Genomic DNA, 25975 nt, shown 5'->3' on the forward strand with positions numbered 1-25975 from the left:
GTACCGGCGGTAGCAGTCATAAGACTTCACTCAGAACTAGAACGCGTACTAGTTCTCCCGTGACGCCGACCGGCGGGTGCCGGGACACCCCGTCCGGTCGAGGAGAGGACGAGCTCATGGCCGCGGAACCCGTCATCGTCGAAGCCGTACGCACCCCCATCGGCAAGCGCGGAGGCGCGCTCGCCAACCTCCACCCCGCCTACCTCCTGGGCGAGACCTACCGCGAACTCCTCGGCCGCACCGGCATCCCCGCCGACTGCGTCGAACAGATCGTCGGCGGCACGGTCACCCACGCCGGCGAGCAGTCCATGAACCCGGCGCGCACCGCCTGGCTCACCATGGGCCTGCCCTACGAGACCGCCGCCACCACCGTCGACGCCCAGTGCGGCTCCTCGCAGCAGGCCAGCCACATGGTCGCGAACATGATCGCGGCCGGCGTCATCGACGTCGGCATCTCCTGCGGCGTCGAGGCCATGTCCCGCGTCCCGCTCGGCTCCGGCTCCAAGCACGGGCCCGGCAAGCCCTTCCCCGACGAGTGGAACGTCGACCTGCCCAACCAGTTCGAGGCCGCCGAGCGCATCGCCCGCCGCCGCGGCCTGACCCGCGAGCGCGTCGACTCCCTCGGTGTCATCTCCCAGGAGCGGGCCGCCGTCGCCTGGTCCGAGGAACGCTTCAAGCGCGAGACCTTCGCCGTCCAGGTCCCGACCACCGAGGCGGAACAGGGCGCGGGCCAGGGCATGTGGCGGCTGGTCGACCGCGACGAGGGCCTGCGCGACACCAGCATGGAGGGCCTCGCCCGGCTCAAGCCGGTCATGCCCACCGCCGTCCACACCGCCGGCAACTCCTCCCAGATCTCCGACGGCGCCTCCGCCGTGATGTGGGCCTCCAAGCGCATGGCCCGCGCGCTCAAGCTGCGCCCCCGTGCCCGGATCGTCGCCCAGGCCCTGGTCGGCGCCGACCCCCACTACCACCTCGACGGGCCCATCGACGCGACCCGCGCGGTCCTCGGCAAGGCCGGCATGTCCCTCCGGGACATCGACGTGGTCGAGATCAACGAGGCGTTCGCCTCGGTCGTCCTCAGCTGGGCGCAGGAGTTCGACAAGGAGCTCGACGGCCTGGAGAAGGTCAACGTCAACGGCGGCGCCATCGCCCTCGGCCACCCCGTCGGCGCGACCGGCGCCCGCCTCATCACCACCGCCCTGCACGAGCTGGAGCGCACCGACAAGGAGTTCGCCCTCGTCACGATGTGCGCCGGCGGCGCGCTCGCGACCGGGACGATCATCCAGCGCCTGTGACCGGCGCCACGAGACCTGGCAGGGGTGCCCGGGAGAACCGCGGGGCCCCGCCCCTCCGACCGGAGGGGCGGGGCCCCGCGCCCGTGCCGGGGAACCGCCGGCGGGACCCCCGCGTCCCCCGGGGGGACCGATCACGAGGGGGACGCATGAGCACGCGCGGGATCGCATCCGGCGGGGCCTGGTTACCGGCCGTCGTCGGCTGTGTGCTGCTGGCGGGGTGCGCGCAGGAGGCCGCGCCGCAGGGGCGCACCGAGCGGCAGACGGCCGACGCGTACGTCCGGGCGCTGAACGCGCGGGACGTCGACGCCCTCGTGCGGCTCGGGCCGCCGGGGTACGAGGAGGTCGAGGCGGACGCCCGGGAGGTGATCGCCGCCGAGGGCGGCCGGGGCCTGGAGATCGACGGGGTCGAGGTGTCGCACGAGTTCGGCGACGACGTGGCGAGCACGCAGCTCACCGGCAAGGCGCGGGACGGCGGCAGCTTCACCGCCTACGTCCAGATGTCCCGCCACGACGGCACCTGGGTGGTGGTGCTCGGGCACGCGCCGGGCGGGGACGGCGGGGCCGCGGCGGCCACCGGGGCCCCTTGACCGGGGTTCCGGGGCCGGGAAACGCCGCAGGCCCCGCCCCTCCGAGTGGAGGGCGGGGCCTTGCGGGGGCGCTTGGCGGCTCGGTGACTCTTAGTACCAGCCGTTGGCCTGCCAGAACGCCCAGGCGGCGTTCGGGGAGCCGTAGCGCTCGTTCATGTAGTTGAGACCCCACTTGATCTGGGTCTTCGGGTTGGTCTTCCAGTCGGCGCCGGCCGAGGACATCTTCGAGCCCGGCAGGGCCTGGACCAGGCCGTAGGCGCCGGAGGAGGAGTTGGTGGCCTTGAAGTTCCAGCCGGACTCGTGCGAGACGATCTTGCTGAAGGAGGCGTACTGAGAGGCGGGCACGATGTCGCGGGCGAGCTCCTGCGGGCTGGCGGCCGAGGCCGAGCCCGTCGTGCCGAGCACCGCACCCGAGGCGCCGAGCAGCACGGCTGCGGTGGCGGCGAAGGTCTTCTTGCGGGCGGCGGCACGAGTGGTGATCGAGCGGAACAAAACGTCTACCTAACGTCGGGGACTGGGGTGGCGCCGGGCTCGAACGGCCGTTTCCGACCGTTTCCGGCAAGCCGGAACCAGAGTCCGGGGGAACCCGGGTTCTGGGGGGAACCGGCCTGCCGCGGTGCTTCGTCGAGCACCTGCTGCCTGGCGACGTCCACTACAGAAACAAATCCCCGAGGGCGGCGCAACGACCCCCTGTACGAGGAAGGTTCGGACTCGGGGGGTCGGGACCCGGGTCCGACGGTGAAGGGTTTTCGCAGGTCATCGACCGTGATGGGCGTTTTGTGCGGCTCGTCCGGTTCTACTATGTCCGGTCGTACGTGACCTGGGTCCTATGAGGCGCCTCACCCGGAGACCCCTCCACGGGCCCCTCGAATGTGACCTGGGCCTCGAAGTTCGCCCGCCGCGTGGCCCTCCGCAGCGCCCGCAGCAGCGGGCCGCCGACGGTCAGCGTCAGCACGACCGTGAGCGCCGCCCGGCCGAGGTCCCAGCCGAGGGAGGTGGCCAGCACGTACGCCGTGAAGCGGACCAGGTTGTCGCCGACCGGCGCGCCCGGCGCGAACGAGATCGCCTGGGCCATCCCGCCGACCGTCACCCAGCCGTACAGATTGGTGACCGTGCCGTACGCGAACGCCGCCACGAAGCCGTACCCGGCCAGCATCAGCCGCTCCGGCCGCCCCCGGACCCCGGCCGGCAGCAGCCCCGCGCCCATCGCGAACCAGCCCATCGCCAGCATCTGCGTCGGCATCCAGGGGCCCACCCCGCCGGTGAGCAGCGCCGAGGCGAACATCGTCACCGCGCCCAGCACGAAACCGAAGCCCGGGCCGAGGACCCGGCCGCTCAGCACCATCAGGAAGAACATCGGCTCCAGGCCCGCCGTGCCCGCGCCCAGCGGGCGCAGCGCCGCCCCCACGGCGGCCAGCACCCCCAGCATCGCCACCGCCTTCGCGTCCATCCCGCAGTCCGCGATCGTCGCCACGACGACGGCGATGAGGAGGGGGAGGATCAGCGCGAAGAGCCAGGGCGCGTCGGCGGCGTGGTCCGTGACGGCCGACCCGGCGTCCGCGAAGAGCGGCCAGCCGATGCCGGCCAGCCCCACGAGGGAGACGAGGACGAGGGCGGCGACGGACCGCGGGCCGAGCCGGATCGGGTGCGCGCGCTTCACCGGCACAGCGCCTCCTCCACCTGTTCGACCGTGAGCCAGGGCTCGGGTGCCAGGATCTTGGCGACCTGCGGGGCGAAGGCCGGGGACGAGACGACGACCTCGGCCGTCGGGCCGTCCGCGACCACCTCGCCGCCCGCGACGATCACCACCCGGTCCACCAGCTCCGCCGCGAGCTCCACGTCGTGCGTGGCCAGCACGATCGCGTGCCCCGCCGTCGCGAGCGCCCGCAGCCGGGCGACCAGCCGGGCCTTCGCCGCGTAGTCGAGGCCGCGGGTCGGCTCGTCCAGGAGCACCAGCGGCGGCGCGGCCGTCAGGACCACGGCCAGCGCGAGCGCCAGCCGCTGCCCCTCGGACAGGTCCCGGGGGTGGGTCGCGTCGGTCACTCCGGGTACGAGCTCCGTCACCAGCGCCCGGCAGGTCCCCGGAGGGGCGCCCGCGTCCGCGTCGGCGGCGGCGCACTCCTCGACGACGGTCTCCGCGTACAGCAGGTCCCTCGGCTCCTGCGGCACCAGGCCGACCCGGCGGATCAGGTCGCGGGGGTCGGTGGCGTGCGGGACCAGCCCCGAGACCCGGACGGTCCCGGAGGTGGGGGCGATCATGCCGACGAGCGTCGAGAGCAGGGTGGACTTGCCCGCGCCGTTGCGGCCCATCAGCGCGACGACCTCGCCGGGGGCGACCCGGAGGTCGACCCGCCGCAGTGCCTCGACGCGGCCGCGGCGGACGGCGAGCCGGTCGACGTCGACGAGTGGGGCGTCGGTCTCGGGGGCGGGGGCGGGCGCGGGTGCGCGGCGCCGGCGGAAGAGGGACTTCGCCGCACGGGAAGCAGGGGCTCCGCCCCCGGACCGGCGCGCCTCGGACGCCGGCGGGGCGGAGACCGGCCCGTCCGGCGTGTGAGGACCGGGGGCCGGGGCGGGGCGGACGGGGCGGGGGAGGGGCGCCGCGGGGTGCTGCCCGGTGAGCCGCGCCCTCAGCTCCCCGGCCCTGCGCCGGGCGTCCCGCACCGTCAGGGGCAGCGGGTCCCACCCCGCGAGCCGGCCGAGCGCGACCACCGGCGGGTGGACGGGGGCGACGGCCATGATCTCCGCCGGGGTGCCGAGGACGGCCTCCGGCAGCAGCAGCACCCGGTCCGCGTACTGCACGACCCGCTCCAGGCGGTGCTCGGCCATGAGGACGGTCGTGCCGAGGTCGTGGACGAGCCGCTGGAGCACGGCGAGGACGTCCTCGGCGGCCGACGGGTCGAGCGCGGACGTCGGCTCGTCGAGGACGAGGACCTTGGGGTGGGTGGTCAGGACGGAGCCGATCGCCACCCGCTGCTGCTGCCCGCCGGAGAGCGTCGCGATCGGCCGGTCGCGCAGCTCGGCGAGGCCCAGCAGGTCGAGGGTCTCCTCGACGCGCCGGCGCATCACCGCAGGGGCGAGGCCGAGGGACTCCATGCCGTAGGCGAGCTCGTCCTCGACGGTGTCGGTGACGAAGTGGGCGAGCGGGTCCTGGCCGACCGTGCCGACCAGGTCGGCCAGCTCGCGCGGATGGTGGGTGCGGGTGTCCCGGCCGTCCACGGTGACCCGCCCCGACAGCGTCCCGCCCGTGAAGTGCGGCACGAGCCCGGAGACCGCGCCGAGCAGCGTCGACTTCCCGACCCCCGAAGGCCCGACGAGCAGCACCAGCTCGCCCTCCGGCACGGTCAGGTCGACCCCCCGCAGGGTGGGCCCGGCGGCGTCCTCGTACGTCACCGAGACGTTCTCGAAGCGGATCACGCGGACGGCTCCTCACGGGCGGGCGGTGCGGGTGCGACGGGGGTCGACGGACCGGGCGGGGCCGGCCGGGCCGGGTGCGGGGCGGTCTCCGGGCGGGCGGTCGGCGGGGCGGTCCGGGGGCGGGCGGCCCGTGGGGTCGGTGCCGGGCGGATCACGCGGACGGCTCCTCACGGGTGGGCGACGCGGGCGGTACGGGGGCGACGAAGGCGGGGAGCAGGCCGGGCAGGACCGACAGGGCCGGCCACAGCGGCAGCTCGGGCGCGATGAGCGGGACGACACCGGGGTGCAGGGCGTCGAAGGAGTGGGCGTTCGCCCGGATCATGAGGAGGGCGACCGCGACGCCGGAGGCGGCGACCAGCCAGGAGCGGGGGCCGAAGCGGTCGGGGCGGTAGCGGGTGCGGACGCTGCGCCGGCCGCCGAGCCGCAGGCCCACGACCGCCGCGAGGAGCCCGGCGCCGAGCAGCGGCAGCCCGTATCCGGCGCCCTCCGCGGCGAGCAGCCCGTACGAACCGGCGCAGACGCCCAGCAGGCCGCCGAGCGTGAGGACGTCGGTGGTGCGGCGGACGGCCGTCGGGACGTGGGCGGTGCGGCCGTAGCCGCGCGCGTCCATCGACGCGGCGACGGCGACCGAGCGCTCCAGGGCCCCCTCCAGGACCGGCAGCCCGATCTGGAGGACCGCCCGCACCCCGCCCGTGGGCCGGCCGCGCAGCCGCCGGGCGGTCCGGAGCCGGACGACGTCCGCGACCAGGTTCGGCGCGAAGGTCATCGCCACGACCACGGCGACCCCGGCCTCGTACAGCGCCCCGGGCAGCGATTTCAGCAGCCGCGCCGGGTTGGCGAGGGCGTTCGCCGCGCCCACGCAGATCAGCAGCGCGGCCAGCTTGAGCCCGTCGTAGAGGGCGAAGACCAGTTGTTCGGCGGTGACCCGGCCGCCGATCCGGATGCCCTGCGCCCAGCCCGGCAGGGGCAGCTCGGGCAGGGTGAACAGCTCGTGCGAGCCCGGCACGGGGGAGCCGAGGACCACCGAGAAGGCGATCCGCAGCCCGACGACGAACAGACCGAGCTTGACGAAGGCGCCGTACGAGCGGGCCCAGGGCGCGTCGGTCCGGCGCGCCGCCACCACGTACCCGGCGACGCCGACGATCAGTCCCAGCAGCAGCGGGTTGGTGGTCCGGGAGGCGGCGACGGCGAGCCCGAGGGCCCAGAGCCACCAGGCCCCCGGGTGCAGCGCGTTCCCCCGGTCGGCCACGGGGGCCAGGAGGCGGGCCCGCAGGCCCACGGCCCGTCCGGCCGGACCGGAACGGGGGAGGGCGGGGCCGGTCCCGGAGCCGGGTTCGACGGCGGCCCGGCGGAGCGCCGCTCGTGCGGCGTGCCGGGGTCCGGTCGGGGCGGCGGTGGCGTCCGCCGGGGTCTCGCTCGCCCGGGTCATGCGCGGCGGCGGGACTTCCAGACGGCCGCGGCGCCGAGGGCGAGGACGGCTCCGCCGCCGACGAGGAGTCCGAGCGACGGACCGCCGCCGTCCTCCTCGGCCGCCTTCGGGGCGGCGGTGGCGGCGGTGGCGGTGACGTCGGGTGCGTCGGCGACCGCCTCGCCGCAGCCCTGCTTCGGGTAGCCGGCGATGCCGCAGAGCATGGCGGAGCTGTCGTAGCGCAGCGGCGTGGCGACGGCGGCGAGGGCGTCCGCGCCGGTGCCGTTCTCGGCGACGCGGGCGCAGCCCGTCGTCGGCGCGGTCTTCGGCGGGGTCTCGCCGGCGGGGGCGTCCTTCGGGGTGCCGAAGTCGACGACGACCGCGATCCGCTTGGTGCCGGCCGTCTTCCCGACGTCCGCGCAGATCGCGGCGAAGTCGGGCGCGGCGGTCGGCCGGGTGGCGTCGGCGGAGTCCTCGCTGAGCGCGAAGCGGAAGCCGATGGCGTCGCCGTCGGCGGGCCGGGCGGTGGCCGGGCCCTGGGTGGCGTACGCCCACTTCCCGGCGTCGGACTCCCAGAACGACCAGTAGCGGTAGCCCGCCGCGTGGGCGGGGGCGGCCGCGCCGAGGGCGAGCAGCAGCCCGGCGGCGCCGGTGGCGAGCGCCCCGGCGGCGGTGCTCCGGCGGGTCACTTCTTGCGGCCGCTCAGGAGGAAGCCGATGCCGACGCCGGCGACCATGCCGATGCCGATGATCCACCAGACGTCGAAGCCGAGGAAGGACTCGTCCTCGTCCTCGGTGGAGGCGGCGGAGGTGTCGGGGGTCTTCGGGGCCGGGCCGGTCGCGTTCAGCGCCTCGACCAGGTCGACCTTGCCGAACTCGCGGGGGTCGGCCTCCATCGCGCGGGCGGCGAGGATCAGCTGGGCGTAGGCGGCGGGGCCGGACTCCTTCGCCCAGGGGGCGGCGTTCTGCTCCAGCCACTGGAGCGCGGGCTCGGCGAGGCGGGCGGTGCCGGCGGCGGCGAGGGCGACGACGGCGTCGGCGGTGTTGCCGAAGTCCGGCTTCGGCTCGGTCTCGGTGGCGCCGGGCAGCGGCGGGGTGGTCAGGTGGCCGGTCTGCACGAGCGCCTTGGCCAGGTAGGAGGCGCCGTTGAGGGCGGCCCGCTCGACGGTCGGCTCGGACAGGTCGACGCAGGTCGGGGCCTGCGGCGGGGTGGCCTTCACGGCCGTGATGCCCTTGCCGAGCCCGGCGAGGGTGGCGGCGGCGGTCGCGTCGGCGTTGGCGAGCAGCGCGCCGGCCTTGTCGGGCTGGTAGGCGAAGGCGCCAGGACCCTCGTCGTCGGCGCAGGGCAGCGCGAGCGCGAGCAGCGCGTCGTAGGGGGTGTGGCCCTCGGTCGAGGTGTACGAGCCGGGCTTGACGCCCGAGGCGGCGAGCGCGCTGACGACGATGGAGGTGGAGTTGGCGTCGCTGGGGCCGCCGGGGGTGTAGCTCCAGCCGCCGTCCTTGTTCTGCACGCCGCGCAGCCAGCCGTAGCCGGACTTCACCGCGGTGTCGATCTTCGTGGGGTCGGCGGCCTCGCGGCGGACCGCGCCGAGCGCCTGGAGGGCGACGGCGGTGGCGTTGGAGTCCCGCATCGTCGTGGCGTCGCAGGGCTTGGTGGCGTCCGGCCGGTAGGAGGCGAAGGAGCCGTCGGCGCACTGCTGGCCGAGCAGCCAGTCCACGGCCTGGTCGGCGGGCTGGTAGCCGGTGGCGCGCTGGGCGAGGAAGGCGAGCGACTGGCGCCAGACGCCGTCGTACGTCGGGTCGCTCTTGCCGTACAGACCGGGCGGGAGCGCGGCGGCGGAGGCGCTCGGAGCGGGCGCGGCGGAGGCCGTGCCGGTCGCGGCGGTGCTGAGCACGGCTGCCGCTGCGGTGAGCGCGGCGGCGGCGCGACGGACGCTGATCATGGTTGCCTCTCGTGCGGGCACCGGACACCGGTGCCCCGCGTGGGGCCCGCGTCCGGCGCCGTATTCCTCGACGGTGCCGGCGCTCACGTCCCGGGGCAGGGCGTTCCGGCTCACCACGCCTCTGGGAAGGCCGGCTCACGGTTGCGGGTCAGCGCCGGATTCGCACCGGCTTTCCCCTGCTCGGGCATGAAGACGACCGGGCCACTGTACCGGCCCCCGGGGCCCGTGTTCCGGGGGTGCGAGCCGCGTCACACCGCCGTGTGCGCGGCCGGTCGCGGTCCGTCACGCGGCGGCGTGGGGGAGCCCGGCCGGGCCCGTGGCTCCGCCGCGCACGAGGCGGGGCAGGCGCCCTCGCGCTGCCGCGTACGAGGCGGATCCGCGGCCCCCGCACCGCCGCGGTGGCACCCCTCACACCGCCACGTACGTCACCGGCTCCGTCCCCGTCACGGCCTCCGCGCGGCCCAGTTTCACCAGGCGGCGGATGTGGGCCTCGGCCTCGCTGACGGCGATGTTCCGGGAGCCGTAGGGGATGCGGTCCCAGGGGCGGTTCCACTCCATCCGCTCGGCGAGCTGCCAGGGGGTGAGGGGGGTGGTGAGGAGGGCGAGCAGGCCGGTGAGCCGGTCCTCGTGGTGGTCGAGGAGTTCGCGGACCCGGCCGGCGGCGTCGGGGAAGGCGTGCTGGTGGGCGGGGAGCACCTCGGCGACGCCGAGCCGGCCGATCCGCTCCAGGGAGTCGAGGTAGTCGCCGAGGGGGTCGGTGACGGTGGCGTCGTCGGGGTCCTCGTAGAGGCCGATGTGCGGGGAGATCCCCGGCAGCAGGTGGTCGCCGGAGAAGAGCCGGCCGTGGCCGGGGAGCCCGGCGGGGTGCTGCTCCTCCAGGTGGAGGCAGACGTGGCCGGGGGTGTGGCCGGGGGTCCAGACGGCGCGGAGCCGGCGGCCGGCGAGGTCGAGGAGCTCGCCGGGCACGATCTCGCGGTCGGGGAGGGCGGCGCCGAGCCCGGGCAGGGTCCGCATCCGGCCGCCGGAGCGGGCGGCGCGCAGCGGCGCGAGGTGTTCCTCGGGGGCGCCGGCGGCGGCGAGCTTGCGGGCGAGGTAGTCGAGCCAGGTGCCGGGGTCGGACTCGCGGGTGCGGCGGACGACGGCGGTGTCGGCGGCGTGCATGGCGATCCAGGCGCCGGACTCCTCCCGGACCCGGCCGGACAGGCCGTGGTGGTCGGGGTGGTGGTGGGTGATGACGACGCCGTGGACGTCCCCGACCCCGAGCCCCAGCGCGCCGAGCCCGTCGTTCAGTTCGCTCCAGGAGGCGGGGTCGTCCCAGCCGGTGTCGACGAGGACCGGGCCCCGGTCGGTGTCGAGGACGTGCACCAGGGTGTGGCCCAGCGGGTTGTCCGGGATGGGCACCCGCAGCGACCAGACGCCGCCGCCGTGCTCGGTCACCTGCGTCATGAGCGTCCTCCTGGGACTCATCTCTCCGTGTCGGTACGACCATTGCCGACCATATCTAGAACTGATATCAGTTCTGATACACCGTCAGATACCCCCGGGAGGCGACCGGCATGAGCGAGCTCGTGGAGCACGGACAGCTGTTCATCGGCGGGGCGTTGACCGATCCCCTCGGCGACGCCTCCATCGAGGTGATCTCGCCGCACACCGAGGAGGTCATCGGCCGCGTCCCGCACGCCTCCCGCGCCGACGTCGACCGGGCCGTCGAGGCCGCCCGGCGGGCCTTCGACGAGGGGCCCTGGCCGCGGATGAGCCTGGAGGAGCGGATCGAGGTCGTCTCCCGCATCAAGGACGCCATCGCCGTCCGGCACGAGGAGCTGGCCCGCTCGATCAGCTCCCAGAACGGCTCGCCCTACTCCTGGTCCGTCCTCGCGCAGGCGCTCGGCGCGATGATGGTGTGGGACTCGGCGATCACCGTCGCCCGCGACTTCGTCTTCGAGGAGCGGCGCGGCGGGGTGCTCGGCCCGCTGCTGGTGCGCCGCGAGCCGGTCGGCGTGGTCGCGGCGGTCGTGCCGTGGAACGTGCCGCAGTTCACCGCCGCCGCCAAGCTGGGCCCGGCGCTGCTCGCCGGCTGCACGGCGATCCTCAAGCCCTCGCCGGAGTCGCCGCTCGACTCGTACCTGCTCGGCGAGATCGCCGCCGAGGCGGGGCTGCCCGAGGGCGTGCTGTCGATCCTGCCGGCCGACCGGGAGGTCAGCGAGTACCTGGTGGGGCACCCCGGCGTCGACAAGGTCTCCTTCACCGGCTCGGTCGCCGCGGGCAGGCGCGTGATGGAGGTCGCCTCGCGCAACCTCACCCGCGTCACCCTCGAACTGGGCGGCAAGTCGGCGGCGGTGATCCTGCCGGACGCCGACGTGGCCACCGCCGTCGCCGGGATCGTCCCGGCCGCGTGGATGAACAACGGGCAGGCGTGCGTGGCCCAGACCCGGATCCTCGCCCCGCGCTCCCGCTACGAGGAGATCGCCGAGGCGCTGGCCGCCGCGGCCTCCGCGCTGGTCGTCGGCGACCCGCTCGACCCCGCCACCCAGGTCGGCCCGCTCGTCGCCCGCCGCCAGCAGCAGCGCTCGCTCGACTACATCGGCATCGGCCAGCAGGAGGGCGCGAAGGTCCTCGCGGGCGGCGGGCGTCCGGCCGGGCTCGACCGCGGCTGGTACGTCGAGCCGACCCTCTTCGGCGACGTCGACAACGCGATGCGGATCGCCCGCGAGGAGATCTTCGGCCCGGTCATCTGCCTCCTGCCGTACGGGGACGAGGCCGAGGCCCTGCGGGTCGCCAACGACTCCGAGTACGGCCTCAGCGGCAGCGTCTGGACCGGCGACGTCGAGCACGGCCTCGACTTCGCCCGGCAGGTCCGTACCGGCACCTTCAACGTCAACACCTTCAGCCTCGACATGCTCGGCCCCTTCGGCGGCTACAAGAACTCCGGCGTGGGCCGGGAGTTCGGCCCCGAGGGCCTCTCCGAGTACCTGGAGCACAAGATGATCCACCTCCCGGCCGGCTACGGGGACCACTGATGGGCGACCGCTGGCACGTGGAGGTCGACCGGGCCGTCTGCATCGGCTCCGGGATGTGCGTCAACCACGCCCCGGACGGCTTCCGCCTCGACACCGCCCGCCAGTCCCACCCGGTCCACCCGGAGACGGACGCCGGCGAACGGGTCCTCGCGGCGGCGGAGGGCTGCCCCGTGGAGGCCATCCTCATCACCCTCGCGGACGGCGGCGAGCCGGTCTACCCACCGGAGGACTGACCCCACCGCCGCCCGTGGCACACTCCTCCCCTGATCACGGGGCGAACGGCCCCGTGACCTGGGAGGGGAAGCGCGTGCAGGGGAAGGGACGGGCCGTTTCGGCGGCCCTCGCGGTGATGCTCCCGCTCGCCGCCGGGTGCGGCGGCGGGGCCGAGGAGCCCGCCGGAGCCGGCCGGGAGGCCGTGCGGGACGAGATCCGGGCGGTCGTCGCCGGGGCGGGGATGCCGGAGTCGAAGCTGCCGGGGCCGGGGGACGAGAGCGGCACGGCGACACCGGCGGACGAGCGGGAGCGGGTCGCGGTGCGGGCCGCCGCCTGCTCCGCCGGGTGGCAGTACATCGGGCCCTTCGTGGACGGCTCGCGCGGGAAGTACGAGAAGGCCCTGACGGGGCTGGCCGGCAAGGGCTGGAAGCAGTCCGGGAAGCGGTTCGAGCAGCCGGTCGGCGAGAAGGGCGACGGCACCGCGGTGCAGGTCGTGCTCAAGAAGGAGGGCTGGACCCTGTACGCCCGGCACAACCCCTCGCGCGCGCTGGGGGCGGACATCCTCTCCTTCACCGCCACGGAGGACACGTGCATGAAGCAGTTCACCGAGCAGGAGATCGACCTGCTGTCGGGCTCCTGGGACGACGAGGAGTCCGACGAGGGCTCCGGTCCCTGACCGGCGGCGGCTCAGCGGCCGGCGGGCCGCCGCGGGGCCGTCAGGTCGATCAGGCGGCAGACCGTCTCGATGTCGATCTTCACCTGGGCGATCGAGGCGCGGCCCGAGAGCCAGGTGATCAGGGCCGAGTGCCAGGTGTGCTCGATGACGCGGACCGCCGACAGCTGCTCCGGCGTCGGCTGCTCCGCGCCCATCGCGTCGAGGATGATCGCGGTCGTGAGGCGGGAGACGGTGTCGACCTCGGGGCTGACGCTGCGGTCGGCGAAGGTCAGGGCCCGGACCATCGCGTCCGCGAGCTGCGGCTCGCGCTGGAGGGCGCGGAAGGCCCGCATCAGGGTCTCCGCCACGCGCTCGGCCGGGACGGCGCCCGCCGGGGGCCGCTTCCGGAGCGTGGTGTGCATGTGCTGGAGCTGGTCCTGCATGGTCGCGACGAGCAGGTGGATCTTGGAGGGGAAGTAGCGGTAGAGCGTGCCGAGGGCGACCCCGGCCGCCTCCGCGACCTCCCGCATCTGCACCGCGTCGAAGCCGCCGCGGGCGGCGAGCTGGGCGCTGGCGTCGAGGATGCGGCGGCGGCGCGCCTCCTGCCGTTCCGTCAGGGGCGGTGTGGCGGAGGGGCGGTGGTCCGCTCTGCTCTCTGCGGTCATCGGGATCCCGTTCCGTGCGGTGGGGAGCGCCAGTATGGCGGAGGACGGCCGTGGCGCGAACCTCCACGACCGGGTGGCGCGAATCACCTGTTCCGGCGCTCACACCGAAGCTACCTGCCGGTAGATTCGGTGCCTCCCGACGGATCGGGAGACGCGTCGCGAGACGTCGAGAACGATCAAGTCTGTAACTTGTTCTACATTAGCGCGAGCGGTTACGCTCGCGCGAAACGCACGTTCGAAGGGGGTCGCGCATGACCGCTGAGGCCATAGAGGCAAGCCCCCGACAGGGTGCCGCCCCGTCCGGTGACCGTCCGTTGCGGATCGCTCTCCTCACGTACAAGGGAAACCCCTTCTGCGGCGGCCAGGGCGTCTACGTCCGCCACCTCTCCCGTGAGCTGGCCCGCCTGGGCCACAGCGTCGAGGTCTTCGGCTCGCAGCCGTACCCGACGCTCGACGAGGGCGTCACGCTCAGCGAGATCGCCAGCCTCGACCTCTACCGCCAGCCCGACCCGTTCCGGACGCCGAAGCGCGAGGAGTACCGGGACTGGATCGACGCGGTCGAGGTCGCCACCATGTGGACCGGCGGCTTCCCCGAGCCGCTGACCTTCTCGCTGCGCGCCCGCCGCACCCTCGCGGCCCGCCGCGGCGACTTCGACGTCGTCCACGACAACCAGACCCTCGGGTACGGCCTCCTCGGCGGCCCCCGCGCGCTCGGCGCCCCGCTGGTCACCACGATCCACCACCCGATCACCGTCGACCGGCGGCTCGACCTCGACGCCGCCGCCGACTGGAAGCGCCGCGCCTCCGTCCGCCGCTGGTACGGCTTCACCCGCATGCAGAAGCGGGTCGCCCGCCGGCTGCCCTCGGTCCTCACCGTCTCCGGCACCTCGCGGGACGAGATCGTCGAGCACCTCGGCGTCCGCGAGGACCGCATCCGGGTCGTGCACATCGGCGCCGACACCGAACTGTGGTCCCCGGACCCCTCGGTCGCCGAGGTCCCCGGCCGGATCGTCACCACCTCCAGCGCCGACGTCCCGCTCAAGGGCCTGGTCTTCCTGATCGAGGCGCTCGCCAAGCTCCGCACCGAGCGGCCCGACGCGCACCTCGTCGTCGTCGGCAAGCGGGCCGAGGACGGCCCGGTCGCCCAGGCCATCGAGCGGTACGGCCTCGACGGCGCCGTCCGCTTCGTGAAGGGCATCAGCGACGCCGAGCTGGTCGACCTCTACCGCTCCGCCGAGGTCGCCTGCGTGCCCTCCCTCTACGAGGGCTTCTCGCTGCCCGCCGCCGAGGGCATGGCCACCGGCACCCCGCTCGTCGCCACCACCGGCGGGGCGATCCCCGAGGTCGCCGGCCCCGACGGCGAGACCTGCCTCGCGGTGCCCACCGGCGACGCGGGCGCGCTCGCCGCGGCGCTGGGGCGGATGCTGGGCGATCCCGAGCTGCGCGCCCGCCTCGGCGCCGCCGGCCGCGCCCGGGTCCTGGACCGCTTCACCTGGGCGCGGGCGGCACAGGGCACCGCCGAGCTGTACCGGGAGGCGCTGGCCCGCCAGGCCGCCGCCCGCCGCTGAGACCGGCCCCAGCGCCCCCCGTACCACCTCCGCACCACCCGAACTCCCGCCACTCGGAAGGGCAGACCCCGTGCTGACCGTCGACTTCACCCGCTTCCCGCTCGCCCCCGGCGACCGCGTGCTCGATCTGGGCTGCGGTGCGGGCCGGCACGCCTTCGAGTGCTACCGGCGCGGCGCCCAGGTCGTGGCCCTCGACCAGAACGGCGAGGAGATCCGCGAGGTCGCCAAGTGGTTCGCCGCCATGAAGGAGGCGGGCGAGGCCCCGGCCGGCGCCACCGCCACCGCGATGGAGGGCGACGCGCTCAACCTGCCCTTCCCCGACGAGTCCTTCGACGTCGTCATCATCTCCGAGGTCATGGAGCACATCCCGGACGACAAGGGCGTGCTCGCCGAGATGGTCCGCGTCCTCAAGCCGGGCGGCCGGATCGCGATCACCGTCCCCCGCTACGGCCCCGAGAAGGTCTGCTGGACGCTCTCCGACGCCTACCACGAGGTCGAGGGCGGCCACATCCGCATCTACAAGGCGGACGAGCTGCTCGCGAAGATCCGCCAGGCCGGGCTCCGGCCGTACGGCACCCACCACGCGCACGCCCTGCACTCGCCGTACTGGTGGCTGAAGTGCGCCTTCGGCGTCGACAACGACAAGGCGCTGCCGGTCCGGGCGTACCACAAGCTCCTGGTCTGGGACATCATGAAGAAGCCCGCCCTGACCCGGGTCGCCGAGCAGCTGCTCAACCCGGTCGTCGGCAAGAGCTTCGTCGCCTACGCCACCAAGCCCCACCTCCCGAAGGCCGACGCCCAGTGACGTCCCCCGAGCGGATCGCGGAGCACCTGGTCCTGACCGGGGTCCTCACCGCCGAGCAGGCCGCCGCCACCGTGGCCGGCATCCTGGCCGCCCAGCGCGAGGACGGCGCCATCCCGTGGTTCCGGGGCCACCACCTCGACCCGTGGGACCACACCGAGGCCGCGATGGCCCTGGACGCGGCCGGCGAGCACGAGGCCGCCGCCCGCGCCTACGCCTGGCTCGCCCGGCACCAGAACGGCGACGGCTCCTGGTACGCGGCCTACCGGGACGGCGACCCGGAGGACGTCACCGACCGCGGCAAGGAGTCCAACTTCACCGCGTACATAGCCGTCGGCGTCTGGCACCACTACCTGTCGACCGGCGACGACGCCTTCCTCGACCGGATGTGGCCGGTCGTCTACGCGGCGGTCGAGTTCGTCCTCGGGCTCCAGCAGGCCGGCGGCCAGGTCGGCTGGAAGCGCGAGCCCGACGGCACCCCCGTCACGGACGCCCTCCTCACCGGCTCCTCCTCGATCCACCACGCGCTGCGCTGCGCCCTCGCCCTCGCGGAGGCCCGCGAGGAGCCGCAGCCCGACTGGGAGCTGGCGACCGGGGCCCTGGCGCACGCGATCCGCCGCCACCCGGAGCGCTTCCTCGACAAGTCCCGCTACTCGATGGACTGGTACTACCCGGTCCTCGGCGGCGCGGTCACCGGCGCCGAGGCGAAGGCCCGGCTCGACGCGCGCTGGGACGAGTTCGTCGTCCCCGGTCTCGGCGTCCGCTGCGTCGTCCCCAACCCGTGGGTCACCGGCGGCGAGAGCTGCGAACTGGCCCTCGCCCTCTGGGCGACGGGCGAGTCCGACCGGGCCCTGACGATCCTCCAGGACATCGGCCACCTGCGGGCCGCGAACGGCCTGTACTGGACGGGGTACGTGTACGAGGGCGAGGACGGCGGCGAGCCCGCGGTCTGGCCCGAGGAACAGACCACCTGGACGGCCGGCTCGCTCCTGCTGGCCGTGGCGGCCCTCGGCGGCGAACAGGCCACCGTCGCCGTCTTCGGCGGCGACACCCTGCCGGCGGGCCTGGCCCCGGAGTGCTGCTGAGGACGTGTCGCCGCCACCCTAGGATTGCGTCCGCGTTCATGAGTGGCATGAGCGTGCGCAAGGTACGGGGGAACAGGTTCACGTGGACCGTCAAGGGTCTGTCAGGGGTGGCCCCACGGCTTCGGCCGAGAAGCTGGCGAGCGAGCTGCTCGCGCTGAAGAAGGCCTCCGGGCTGAGCTTCGCCCAGCTCGGCGAGAAGACCCACTACGCGAAGTCGTCGTGGGAACGGTGGGTCAACGGGAAGCAGTTCCCGCCGAGGGCCGCTGTGGAGAGCATCGCCCGGCTCGACGGGAAGGACCCGGCGGTCCTGCTCGCCCTCTGGGACCGGGCGGACGACGAACGGGCGTCGGCGGATGAGGGACCGGCGTCGGTGGGTGAGGCCGGCCCCGGTGGTTCCGGTGAGGCCGGCCCCGGTGGTTCTCAGGACGCCCCGGCCGACCAGCGGGAGGGGCCCGCGCGGTCCCGGCGCCGACGCGTGCTGTGGATCTCGACCGCACTCGGAGCCGTGCTGGCCGTGGTGGCCGTCCTGGCCTTCGTCTTCCTGCCCTTCGGTGAGGAGCCGCAGCCCACCCGGGCCGTGGACGTCGCGGGCCCCGCGACGGGCTGCACCGGCACGGCGTGCGAGGGCCGTGACCCGAAGCGGATGAACTGCGGCGCCGACGCGGTCACGGTGCGGACCGGCTCCATCCCCAAGGACCTGGTGATCGAGCTCCGGTACAGCAAGGCCTGCCAGGCTGCCTGGGGCCGTATCTCCTTCGCCCAGGTCGGCGCCACGGTGGTCGTCAACAACTCCGACGGCGCCGCGCAGGCCGATGTCGTGCACTTCGACCGGGACGTCTACTCGCCCCTGATCGCGGCCCCGGACGACGGCTCGGTGTGGGTCTGCGCGGCCCTGCCGAAGGACGGGCCGCGCAGCTGCACCGGCCGCTTCATTCCGAGCGAGGAGAAGTAGCGGCAGCGGACAGGACCGCGCGCGACTCCCGCTCCTGGCGGGCCGCCAGGGCCTTCCAGTCCTCGGCGACGGCCGGATTCCGGTCCAGCCACCGCTGCTGGACGGCGGCGAGCCGGCTGTACGCGGTGTCGAGGTAACCCGTCTCGTCCTTGCAGCGCAGATCCGCCGCCAGGGCGGTACTGCTCGCCCGGGCCTCGGCGGTGCGCAGGGACGCGAGGAGCCGTACGGGATCGGGCTCGGTGAATCCGGCCCGGTTCATGCACGTCCGCCACCGTGCCGTCGCGGCTTTGAACGCGGGATCCTTCTCCACGTCCGTACGGGCCTGCTCCTGGGCCTCGAAGAGCATGATCCGCACCTGGAGCCACCGCATCCGGCCGTCGCCGAGGACGCGCTTCTCGGCCTCGGCGAGGCAGCCGTTGCCGGGCCGGGACACGCTCATAAGGCTGCCCTTGGCGGTGACCCGCTTGTCCTGATCGCCGAAGAGCGCCTGCCCGTACGCCGCGGTGCTCTCCGGGCCGCCGGGCTTCGGCGGCGTCTCGGGCGCCGGCGGGGTGGACTCCGTGCTCGGCGTGGCCGATTCGAGGCCGAACGGCTGCGGCAGCTGGGTGTCGCCCTCCGAGCCCCCCGCCCCGGGGGCGTACCGGAATCCCCGGTTCGCCATGCAGGCGATGGCGAGCCGGCGCTGCGCCTCGTGGCTGCGGATGCTCGGGGTGAACAGGAGCTCGGTGACCGGAGGCCGCCGGTGCGGCTCCGCCGTGTCGACCCGGGTGGCGGAGGCGGCCCGACCGTCCGGCTCCGGCGTTGTGCCGCACCCGGAGAGGGGCGCCGCACCGACGACGAGGCCGAGCGCGAGGAGGAGCGTCTTCCGCATCAGCGGGCTGCCTTTCGGACGGTTGAAGGGGCTTGAAGGGAGGGAAGGGGCGTGACGGGGCCCGACGCACCCCCGTGTCGCCGGGCCCCGTCGGCCGTCGGCGGGGTCAGAAGCAGGGGACGGTGGTGGTCGGCCTGAGCTTCAGGGAGCTGGCCTGGGAGGTCTGCCACAACTGCAGCTGGCCGGCGCGGACCTGGCTGCCGGGGTTGACGCAGAAGAGCAGACCGCCGCCGTAGTCGATGTCCTTGTAGTAGTGGCTCTCGTAGCCGCCCGTGCTGGAGTTGCTGGCAGCCCCGACGCGGTCGTTCACGTTGACAGGGCTGCAGCAACCGTCGAACCAGTCGTCCGTGAAGTTCGGGTCGCTGTTGAAGTACGAGTGCTTCGCCGAGCCGATCTCGACCCAGAAGGCGCAGTGGTAGCCCGGGTCGCAGTCCTCCCCCGCCGCGGCGGGTCCCGCCGTCGCCACGCCGGCCGCGACGACCAGCGCCGTCGCGCCGAGGACGGCCGCGGCCCGCCTGCGGAACCCCGTGATGCTGCTCATTCCCTGATCCACCTTTTCGTCGGGAGCGACCCGGCAGGTCGCGCGCGCAGACAGGCTGACACCCGCCGCACGGCCCGGTATTGGACAAAATCGCACCGCGCCGAATCGGCCGGTTTCAGCCGGCCAGCCACGGGCTCGCCCCGCTCCTGGCCGCCAGGAAGCGGCCTGGTGGCAGTCCCGTCATGGCGGTGAACTCGCGGCTGAGATGGGACTGGTCGAAGAACCCGCAGTCGGCCGCGACGCCGGCGGCCCCGCCGCCGGTGGCGAGCAGCCGGATCGCCCGGTTCAGCCGCAGGACGCGGGCCAGGCGCTTCGGGGTGAGACCGATCTGCTCGCGGAAGCGGTTCTCCAGGTGCCGCACGCTCCAGCCGGCCCTGTCGGCCAGCTCCCCGATCGGCAGGCGGCCCGCCGTGTCGTCGAGGAGCCGCCAGGCCTCCAGGACGACGGGGGACGGCTCGTGGGACGGCGCGACGTCGGCTGTCCAGCGCAGCAGCGCCTCGTCGAGCAGGGCGAACCGTTCCGGCCATCCCGGGGCCGCCTCCAGGGCCGTGCCGAGGTCACGGACCCGGCTGCCCAGGACGTCCGCCGGGTCGGTGACCGTGTCCGCGAGCTCGCCGAGGGCGGCGCCGAGGAGCCGGTACGCCGCCCAGGGGGCGAGGGCGAGCTCCACTCCGTGGAGGTCGCCCTGGTGGCCGAGGACCCTGGCCCGGGTGTGCAGACCGGACACCACCGAGGTGTGGGCCGGCGCCGCGGCCCCCACCTCCCCGCGACCGGTCCGGCGGAGCCGCATCTCGCTGCCGAACCCGATGAGCAGGGACACCCGCCCGGTCGGCACCACGAGCCGCTCCTGCGGCATGCCCGCCGTCGACCGGAATCCGCGGTACGCGTGGATGCCCGGGCGGAGCCGGGCGTCGGGTCTCGCGTAGAACCACTGGCAGTTTCCCCCTGCGCACACCCGGTGCCTCACCGTCACGCCCTTCCGGGTCCGGAACCGTCCCGGACCGACCTTCGTGACCACTGTCGGATCGGGCCGGACGGGGGGCCAGAGGCCTCGGCGTCCCAGGGACGCGGAGGGATGTCCCACGCCTCTGACCTGCGAGGACGTGGACAGGTAGGGATGTGCGGCGGGCTGCGGTCATCCGTTCGGGGTCGCCCTGGTGGCCGCGCCGGGGCCCTCGGGCGAGGCTGGTGCCACCGTCGCCAGGGAGGTCCCCACGTGTCCAGAACCGTTTCGCGCGGCGTCGTCGCGCTGCTGCTCTCCGGCGCCCTGCTGTGCGGCACGGCCGGGTGCGGAGCCGACACCGACGCCAGTCTCACCACGGCCAGCAGCCCCTCGGCGTCGGGCACCTTCGAGCAGCAGAAGCTCGCGAAGACCCGGTTCGTCGCCAACGCCGGGCTCGCCGCCGGCGCCACCTACCAGTGGATCGTGAAGCCCTACCGGGCGGGCAAGTTCAAGAAGGGCGCGGACGGGCGGACCTTCGCCCTGGTGAAGGCGGGGCTCGCGGGCGCGTTCACGTACAACCGGCTCAAGGCGGCGGTGAACAACGCCAAGGGCGACCCGCTGCTCTCCAAGGCGGTGGCCCCGCTCTCGGCCGGCATCGACTCCCTCAAGGACCTCGGTACGAAGCTCCGCAAGGGCGAGATCGACGCGGCCGACGTGGGCGGTCTGGAGGGCGTCATCAACGGCATCAAGGAGGCGGGCAAGTCCGCCGGGGCCGAGGTCGTCGACAAGGTCCCCTCGGCCTCCCAGCTCAGCGGCGGCTGACCGGTCACACGGTGGCGAGCGGCCGCGCGGAGGACCGCGCGAGCGTCGGGTAGTCCGTGTACCCCTCCGCGCCGCCCGTGTACATCAGCCCCTCCTCCCGCAGCGGGTTGACCGGCGCGCCGGTGCGCAGCCGCTCCACCAGGTCGGGGTTGGCCAGGAACGGGCGGCCCAGCGAGATCAGGTCGGCCCCGGCCGCGAGCAGCCGCTCGCCGGCGCCCTTCCCGCCGTCGGCGGGCAGGGGCCCGCCGAAGCCCAGCACCGGGTTGGCGATCAGGGTGTTGGGCCACCATGCCCGGATCCGGCGGAAGAGCGGCTGCTCCGGGTCGGCGAAGACCACGTGCAGGTAGGCGGGGCCGAGCGCGGCGAGGGCGGGCACGAGGGCCGCGTAGATGTCGTCCGTGTCGCCCTCCTCGATGCCGTTCACGGTCAGCCCCGGCGCGATGCGCACCCCGACCCGGTCGGCGCCGATCGCGTCCACGACGGCCCGCACGACCTCGACCACGAAGCGGACGCGGTTCTCCACCGGCCCGCCGTACGCGTCGGTGCGGCGGTTCGTGTTCTTCGCCAGGAACTGGTGGAGCAGGTAGCCGTTGGCGGCGTGCACCTCGACCCCCTCGAAGCCCGCGTCGACGGCCCGGCGCGCGGCGGCGGCGAAGTCGGCGACGGTCTCCCGGATCTCCCCGGCGGTCAGCTCGCGGGGCGTCACGGCCTCCTGGTGCCCGGTCGGCGTGTGGATGCCCTCCGGCAGCGTGACCGGCGAGGGCGCGACGGGCACGTGCCCGCTGTTGTCGGGGTGGCCGACCCGGCCGCCGTGCTGGAGCTGGAGGAACATCCGCCCGCCCTCGGCCCGGACGGCGTCGGTGACCCGGCGCCAGCCGGCCACGTGGGCGTCGGTGTGGATCGCGGTGATGTTCGCGTAGGTCTGGCCGACCGCGTTCGGCGTGGACGCCTCGGCGACGATCAGTCCGGCGCTCGCCCGCTGGGCGTAGTAGGTGGCCATCAGGGGGCGGGGGACGCCGTCGGCGGTGGCCCGGTTGCGGGTCATGGGCGCCATCACCAGCCGGTTGGGGAGGGTCAGGGGGCCGAGGGAGGCGGACTCGAAGAGCGGGGAGGAAGCCGGTGCGTTCGTCATGCGGGTACCGTAGGAGTTGACACCAGTGTCAGGTTCAAGTCCCTTCTCCCCGGCGTGAGGTGGCGGATGCGCATCGGCGAACTCGCGAGCCGCAGTGGTGTGAGCGAACGCTCCCTGCGCTACTACGAGACCCAGGGCCTGCTGCGCTCCGAGCGCACCCCCGGCGGCCAGCGCCGCTACGGCGACTGGGCCGTGGACCGGGTCGTCCGGATCCAGGCCCTGTACGCGGCGGGCCTGAACAGCCGCAAGATCGCCCAGCTGCTGCCCTGCATGCGCGACGCGGACGGGGCGCCCAGCGAGATCGCCACGGCCCGGCTCGTCGACGAACTGGCCGCCGAGCGGACCCGCATCGACGTGATGATCGCCGATCTGGTCCGCTCCCGCGACATCCTCGACGAGGTCATCGAGCTGGCCTCGCCCGCCACCCGTTAGCCGGCCAGCTCCGCCAGCGTCCGTAGCGTCTCCAGGTCCGGGGCGGTGACCAGCAGTTCCGTCACCGGTCCGGACCGCCACGCGTCCAGCCGCTCCGCGATCCGCTCCCGGGGGCCCACCAGCGCGATCTCGTCGGCGAAGGCGTCGGGGACGGCCAGGACGGCCTCCTCGCGGCGGCCCTCGGCGAAGAGGGCCTGGATGTGGCGGGCCTCGGCCCCGTAGCCCATGCGGGCCATGAGGTCGGCGTGGAAGTTGCGGGTCGCGTGGCCCATGCCGCCGATGTAGAAACCGAGCATCGCCTTGACCGGCAGCAGGCCCTTGGCCACGTCGTCGCAGACCTGGGCGCGGACCATGGGGGCGACCCGGAAGCCGTCGGGGAGCCGGTCCGGCAGGGCGTAGACCTCGCGCCAGCGGCCGGGGGACCAGTAGAGCGGCAGCCAGCCGTCGGCGATCTCCAGGGTCTGCGCGATGTTCTTCGGGCCCTCGGCGCCCAGCAGGACCGGCAGGTCCGGGCGGAGCGGGTGGGTGATCGGCCTGAGGGGCTTGCCGAGGCCGGTGCCGTCCTCGCCCGCGTACGGGAAGGAGTGGTGCCGTCCGGCCAGGGTGACGGGCGCCTCCCGCCGCAGCACCTGCCGGATCACGTCCACGTACTCGCGGGTGGCCGTCAGCGGGGAGCGGGGGAAGGGGCGGCCGTACCAGCCCTCCACGACCTGGGGGCCGGAGAGCCCGAGGCCGAGCCGCATCCGGCCGCCCGACAGGTGGTCCAGGGTGAGCGCGTGCATCGCGGTCGCGGTCGGGGTGCGGGCGGCCATCTGGGCCACCGCCGTGCCCAGTCCGATGCGGCTGGTGTGGGCGGCGATCCAGGTGAGGGCGGTGAAGGCGTCCGAGCCCCACGCCTCCGCCGTCCACACCGAGTCGTAGCCCAGCCGCTCCGCCTCGCGCGCGAGCTCCAGGTGGGCGGGGGAGGGGCCGCGGCCCCAGTAGCCGAGCGCGAGTCCCAGGCGCATGACCGGGCTCCTTTCTGACGGTGCGTCAGTTCGGTCCCGGGGACTGTACGACAGCGGCCCCCCGACCGGAAGGACTTCCGGTCGGGGGGCCGCCGCGCGGAGCGGGTGGGACTCAGCCGCGCTGGATGCCGGTGGCGTCCTGGAGGACGCCGCGGCGGCCGTCCTGCGTCTGCGCGATCAGCGCCTGGCCGCGCTGCTCCACGGCCAGGTACCAGGTGCCGGGGGCCAGTTCGGCGATCTGCGAGCCGGAGCCGTCCTCCGCGTACAGCGGACGGGCGACCGGCACGGCGAACCAGAACGGCGTGAAGTCCGAGCCGCCCTGGGCCTGCGGCTCGGGCTGCGGGGCCGGCTGGGGCTGCGGCTGGCCGCCGAAGGGCTGGCCGCCCTGCGAGGCGTCCTGCGGGGCCGGGTAGGGCTGGTGGGCCTGCTGGGCGCCCGGGTAGCCGTAGCCGCCGGGAGCGCCCTGCGGGCCGGGCTGGGCGCCGTACGGCTGCGCGACCGCCGGACGCGGGGCGCCGACGAGCGGGGCCTTGAGGGCGGGGATCATCGGGGCGGCGACGGCGGCACCGGCCAGGACCAGCGCGGCGATGACGCCGAGGATCAGGCCCGCGCCGGCGTTCTCCGACTCGAAGACCCACATGAGCAGGTTCCACGCGGCGGCGACGGTGAAGGCGGCGCCGACCTGGCCGAGCTCCAGGCCGAGGACCTTGCGCGGCTGCGGCAGGCCGTGCGAGAGGACCACGAGCGCAGCGCCGGCGATGCCGAGGAAGAAGGCGCCCCAGCCGAGCGGCGACGCCTCCCAGGAGTTGCCGAAGTCGATCTGGTCGCAGATCGCGGCCGGGCCGTCGCAGCCGGCGGTGTCGAGGAACGAGGCGATGAACAGCACCACCGCAGCACCGATCAGCACGCCATCGCCTCGGGTGAGGGAGCGGATATTCACGTAAGAAGTCCTTCGTCGGGTCGTCGTCGCGTCGGGCAGGCGCCGGTTCTTGGCACGGGGGCGGCCCCATCGTACGGAGCGAATCTATCGCTCGCGGGTTCTACCCCTCGAGGTAGGTCACGATGCCGTCGGCGATGCCCTGGGCCGCCTTCTGCCGCCACACCCCGGACGTCAGCAGTGCGGCGTCCTTCGGATCACGCATATTGCCGCATTCGACGAAGACCTTGGGCACCGTTGACAGATTGAGACCTCCGAGATCGGAGCGGACGTCCAATCCGGTGCCGTCGCCGAGGTAGTTGGCCGGGGATGTCCCGGTCGTCCGGCGGAAGGCGGCGGCGATCCGCTCGCCGAGCGTGCGCGAAGGGGCCACGATCGGGGCGGTGTCGGCGGAGCCCCCCTTCACCTTCGCGGGCACGATCACATGGAAGCCGCGGTTCCCCTTCGCCGAGCCGTCCGCGTGCACGGAGACGACGGCGTCGGCCTCCGCCGCGTTCCCGATCCGGGCCCGCTCGTCGACGCAGGGGCCGTACGGCCGGTCCGCGTCATGTGTCAGGACGACCTTCGCGCCGCGCTCCTCCAGGAGCTTCCGCAGCCGGTGCGAGACGTCGAGGGTGAAGGCCGCCTCGGTGTACGCGGCCTGGGTCCCGGTCGCGTTCGTGGAGGTCCCGGTGGTGTCGCATTCCTTGCGGTTCGTCCCGATGTCGACCTTCTCGGCGATCTCCCGCCCGTGTCGGAAGTTCCCGGGGTTGTGCCCCGGGTCGATCACGACCGTGCGGCCCGCGAGGGGCCGCGCGGCGGTGGTGGCCGCCGCGGCCTGGGAGCGGGCCGGGGCGGGCGTCACCGTCGTGGCGGCCGCGCCGGGGCCCTGGGTGCCCCGCGCGGCCTCGGGGGCGGCGCCGCAGCCCGCGAGCGCGGCGGAGCAGAGGAGGGCCGCCAGGGCGGCGGGCAGGGAGCGGGTCACGGGGTTCCTGTGGTCGTACGGCACCCCGCGACTCTAGGCCCTCTTCCGGCCGGAACCGCGGACCGGATGTACCGGCTGGGTCACCGTGACCGCAAACCGGTGGACGCGTGTGCGGGGTGGGTGAAGGGTAGGTGCACGGAGCGGCGTGGGGTGTCACCGCGCCTGGACCCACGAGGGGGAACCGGTGGGGGAAGACCCGAACGACGCGCGTCCCGAGCACGCGCCGCCCAAGCTCGACCTGAACAAGCCGGGACCCGGCGACGAGCCGCCCGCCGACCGGCCGCCGGCGGACCGGCCGCCCGCCGGTTCCGGCGAGACGGTCATGATCAGACCGGCCCGCGGAGGCACACCGAGGGACGCCACGCCCGCGGACGCCGTCCCCGCGGACGCCGCCCCCCGGGATCCGGCGCCCCCGCAGGCCACCCCCACGGGCTCCTTCCGGCTGCCCGCGCCCGCCCCGGGGGCCGGAGGCACGGCGCCCTGGGAGGCCCCGCCGCAGAACGGCGGCTCGACCGGCACGGCCGCGTGCGCAGCCCCCACCGGCTCCTTCGGTCCCGCCGATCCGTCCGGCACGTCCGGCTCCGGCTTCGAGCCCGCCGACTCCTCCGGCACGGCCGGCTCCGGCTTCGGGCCGCCCTCCGGCGGGTTCGGGGGCGGTTTCGGCGCGGGCGGGCCGTACGGGCACGGGCAGGCGCCCGCGGCCGCGCCCGGCTGGGCCGGGGC

26 protein-coding genes and 1 pseudogene are annotated in these 25975 nt (G+C 74.6%); 12 read left to right on the top strand and 15 right to left on the bottom strand.

All coding sequences use genetic code 11. The annotated features are described in order from the left end of the window. Window positions 1-116 precede the first annotated feature (116 nt). Both IE321_RS17340 and IE321_RS17345 read left to right on the top strand, forming a co-directional pair. A complete protein-coding gene (locus IE321_RS17340; RefSeq protein ID WP_043229508.1) occupies window positions 117-1295 on the top strand; it encodes a steroid 3-ketoacyl-CoA thiolase in 1179 nt (392 codons plus the stop codon). A gap of 146 nt (window positions 1296-1441) precedes the next feature. Beyond that, a complete protein-coding gene (locus IE321_RS17345; protein WP_190223564.1) occupies window positions 1442-1882 on the top strand; it encodes a Cif family virulence factor in 441 nt (146 codons plus the stop codon). Between the two features lie 90 nt (window positions 1883-1972). Here the strand turns inward: IE321_RS17345 and IE321_RS17350 are convergent, their stop codons facing one another. From IE321_RS17350 to IE321_RS17380, 7 genes are all read right to left on the bottom strand, one after another. After that, on the bottom strand, window positions 1973-2374 hold the full coding sequence (locus IE321_RS17350; protein ID WP_043229512.1) for an aggregation-promoting factor C-terminal-like domain-containing protein: 402 nt from the start codon (window positions 2372-2374) through the stop codon (window positions 1973-1975). Between the two features lie 307 nt (window positions 2375-2681). After that, the gene (locus IE321_RS17355; RefSeq protein WP_226651655.1) at window positions 2682-3542 is read right to left on the bottom strand and encodes an ECF transporter S component; all 861 of its coding nucleotides are present in this window, start codon (window positions 3540-3542) and stop codon (window positions 2682-2684) included. Further along, window positions 3539-5296 (bottom strand): ABC transporter ATP-binding protein, encoded by a 1758-nt coding sequence (locus IE321_RS17360; protein ID WP_190223565.1) that lies wholly within the window; start codon window positions 5294-5296, stop codon window positions 3539-3541. Before IE321_RS17360 ends, IE321_RS17355 begins: the two co-directional genes overlap by 4 nt. Window positions 5297-5447: 151 nt before the next feature. Further along, the gene (locus tag IE321_RS17365) at window positions 5448-6575 is read right to left on the bottom strand and encodes an energy-coupling factor transporter transmembrane component T (RefSeq protein WP_372470239.1); all 1128 of its coding nucleotides are present in this window, start codon (window positions 6573-6575) and stop codon (window positions 5448-5450) included. 146 nt (window positions 6576-6721) lie between these two features. Beyond that, window positions 6722-7393 (bottom strand): SCO2322 family protein, encoded by a 672-nt coding sequence (locus IE321_RS17370; RefSeq protein ID WP_190223567.1) that lies wholly within the window; start codon window positions 7391-7393, stop codon window positions 6722-6724. Next, on the bottom strand, window positions 7390-8646 hold the full coding sequence (locus IE321_RS17375; RefSeq protein ID WP_190223568.1) for an SCO2321 family membrane protein: 1257 nt from the start codon (window positions 8644-8646) through the stop codon (window positions 7390-7392). Before IE321_RS17375 ends, IE321_RS17370 begins: the two co-directional genes overlap by 4 nt. Before the next feature lie 408 nt (window positions 8647-9054). Further along, window positions 9055-10092 carry a Strvi_7410 family MBL fold metallo-hydrolase gene (locus tag IE321_RS17380; RefSeq protein WP_043229518.1) on the bottom strand — a complete coding sequence of 346 codons (1038 nt, stop codon included), beginning with the start codon at window positions 10090-10092 and terminating at the stop codon, window positions 9055-9057. Window positions 10093-10202: 110 nt separating this feature from the next. On the opposite strand from IE321_RS17380, the gene IE321_RS17385 reads away from it, so the two are divergent. The 3 genes from IE321_RS17385 (at window position 10203) to IE321_RS17395 (ending at window position 12552) form a co-directional block, all read left to right on the top strand. Continuing rightward, window positions 10203-11663: an aldehyde dehydrogenase gene (locus tag IE321_RS17385; RefSeq protein ID WP_190223569.1), complete on the top strand. Its 1461-nt coding sequence runs from the start codon at window positions 10203-10205 to the stop codon at window positions 11661-11663. Next, window positions 11663-11896, top strand: coding sequence for a ferredoxin (locus tag IE321_RS17390; RefSeq protein ID WP_043229522.1), 234 nt, complete (start codon window positions 11663-11665; stop codon window positions 11894-11896). The genes IE321_RS17385 and IE321_RS17390 overlap by 1 nt, the downstream gene beginning before the upstream one ends. A gap of 74 nt (window positions 11897-11970) precedes the next feature. Then, window positions 11971-12552, top strand: coding sequence for a hypothetical protein (locus IE321_RS17395; protein WP_190223570.1), 582 nt, complete (start codon window positions 11971-11973; stop codon window positions 12550-12552). An 11-nt stretch (window positions 12553-12563) separates the two neighbouring features. On the opposite strand, the gene IE321_RS17400 is transcribed toward IE321_RS17395, so the two are convergent. Then, window positions 12564-13196, bottom strand: coding sequence for a TetR family transcriptional regulator (locus tag IE321_RS17400; protein WP_043229526.1), 633 nt, complete (start codon window positions 13194-13196; stop codon window positions 12564-12566). Between the two features lie 251 nt (window positions 13197-13447). On the opposite strand from IE321_RS17400, the gene IE321_RS17405 reads away from it, so the two are divergent. The 4 genes from IE321_RS17405 to IE321_RS17420 all read left to right on the top strand — a co-directional run bounded on the left by IE321_RS17405 (window position 13448) and on the right by IE321_RS17420 (window position 17603). Beyond that, window positions 13448-14764 (top strand): glycosyltransferase family 4 protein, encoded by a 1317-nt coding sequence (locus IE321_RS17405; protein WP_190223571.1) that lies wholly within the window; start codon window positions 13448-13450, stop codon window positions 14762-14764. Window positions 14765-14834: 70 nt separating this feature from the next. Further along, window positions 14835-15569 (top strand): class I SAM-dependent methyltransferase, encoded by a 735-nt coding sequence (locus tag IE321_RS17410; RefSeq protein WP_043229530.1) that lies wholly within the window; start codon window positions 14835-14837, stop codon window positions 15567-15569. Next, a complete protein-coding gene (locus IE321_RS17415) occupies window positions 15566-16651 on the top strand; it encodes a prenyltransferase (RefSeq protein ID WP_190223572.1) in 1086 nt (361 codons plus the stop codon). Before IE321_RS17410 ends, IE321_RS17415 begins: the two co-directional genes overlap by 4 nt. Before the next feature lie 82 nt (window positions 16652-16733). After that, window positions 16734-17603, top strand: a complete 870-nt coding sequence (locus IE321_RS17420) for a DUF2690 domain-containing protein (RefSeq protein WP_190223573.1) — start codon at window positions 16734-16736, stop codon at window positions 17601-17603. On the opposite strand, the gene IE321_RS17425 is transcribed toward IE321_RS17420, so the two are convergent. The 3 genes from IE321_RS17425 to IE321_RS17435 all read right to left on the bottom strand — a co-directional run bounded on the left by IE321_RS17425 (window position 17581) and on the right by IE321_RS17435 (window position 19970). After that, a complete protein-coding gene (locus tag IE321_RS17425; protein ID WP_190223574.1) occupies window positions 17581-18474 on the bottom strand; it encodes a hypothetical protein in 894 nt (297 codons plus the stop codon). The two genes, IE321_RS17420 and IE321_RS17425, sit on opposite strands and share 23 nt — an antisense overlap. Window positions 18475-18580: 106 nt before the next feature. After that, window positions 18581-19015, bottom strand: a complete 435-nt coding sequence (locus IE321_RS17430) for a hypothetical protein (RefSeq protein ID WP_190223575.1) — start codon at window positions 19013-19015, stop codon at window positions 18581-18583. A gap of 115 nt (window positions 19016-19130) precedes the next feature. Then, window positions 19131-19970: a helix-turn-helix domain-containing protein gene (locus IE321_RS17435; RefSeq protein ID WP_190223576.1), complete on the bottom strand. Its 840-nt coding sequence runs from the start codon at window positions 19968-19970 to the stop codon at window positions 19131-19133. A gap of 261 nt (window positions 19971-20231) precedes the next feature. Here IE321_RS17435 and IE321_RS17440 point away from each other — a divergent pair, with 261 nt between their 5' ends. Then, window positions 20232-20780, top strand: coding sequence for a hypothetical protein (locus tag IE321_RS17440; RefSeq protein ID WP_043229538.1), 549 nt, complete (start codon window positions 20232-20234; stop codon window positions 20778-20780). 4 nt (window positions 20781-20784) lie between these two features. Here the strand turns inward: IE321_RS17440 and IE321_RS17445 are convergent, their stop codons facing one another. After that, on the bottom strand, window positions 20785-21912 hold the full coding sequence (locus IE321_RS17445; RefSeq protein WP_190223577.1) for an oxidoreductase: 1128 nt from the start codon (window positions 21910-21912) through the stop codon (window positions 20785-20787). Between the two features lie 66 nt (window positions 21913-21978). Here IE321_RS17445 and IE321_RS17450 point away from each other — a divergent pair, with 66 nt between their 5' ends. Further along, complete coding sequence (locus IE321_RS17450; RefSeq protein ID WP_190223578.1) at window positions 21979-22344, top strand: MerR family transcriptional regulator; 366 nt, start codon at window positions 21979-21981, stop codon at window positions 22342-22344. Here IE321_RS17450 and IE321_RS17455 read toward each other — a convergent pair. The 3 genes from IE321_RS17455 to IE321_RS17465 form a co-directional block, all read right to left on the bottom strand. Beyond that, window positions 22341-23351, bottom strand: coding sequence for an LLM class F420-dependent oxidoreductase (locus IE321_RS17455; RefSeq protein ID WP_190223579.1), 1011 nt, complete (start codon window positions 23349-23351; stop codon window positions 22341-22343). The genes IE321_RS17450 and IE321_RS17455 overlap by 4 nt on opposite strands. A 112-nt stretch (window positions 23352-23463) precedes the next feature. Further along, a complete protein-coding gene (locus IE321_RS17460) occupies window positions 23464-24291 on the bottom strand; it encodes a DUF5336 domain-containing protein (RefSeq protein WP_043229544.1) in 828 nt (275 codons plus the stop codon). A 100-nt stretch (window positions 24292-24391) separates the two neighbouring features. Next, window positions 24392-25276 (bottom strand): N-acetylmuramoyl-L-alanine amidase, encoded by an 885-nt coding sequence (locus tag IE321_RS17465; RefSeq protein ID WP_190223580.1) that lies wholly within the window; start codon window positions 25274-25276, stop codon window positions 24392-24394. 160 nt (window positions 25277-25436) lie between these two features. On the opposite strand from IE321_RS17465, the pseudogene IE321_RS17470 reads away from it, so the two are divergent. Then, a pseudogene (locus IE321_RS17470) lies at window positions 25437-25975 on the top strand (hypothetical protein); the annotation flags it as partial.

The sequence above is a fragment of the Streptomyces hydrogenans genome (genome assembly GCF_014656075.1).
Classification (GTDB): Bacteria; Actinomycetota; Actinomycetes; order Streptomycetales; family Streptomycetaceae; genus Streptomyces; species Streptomyces hydrogenans.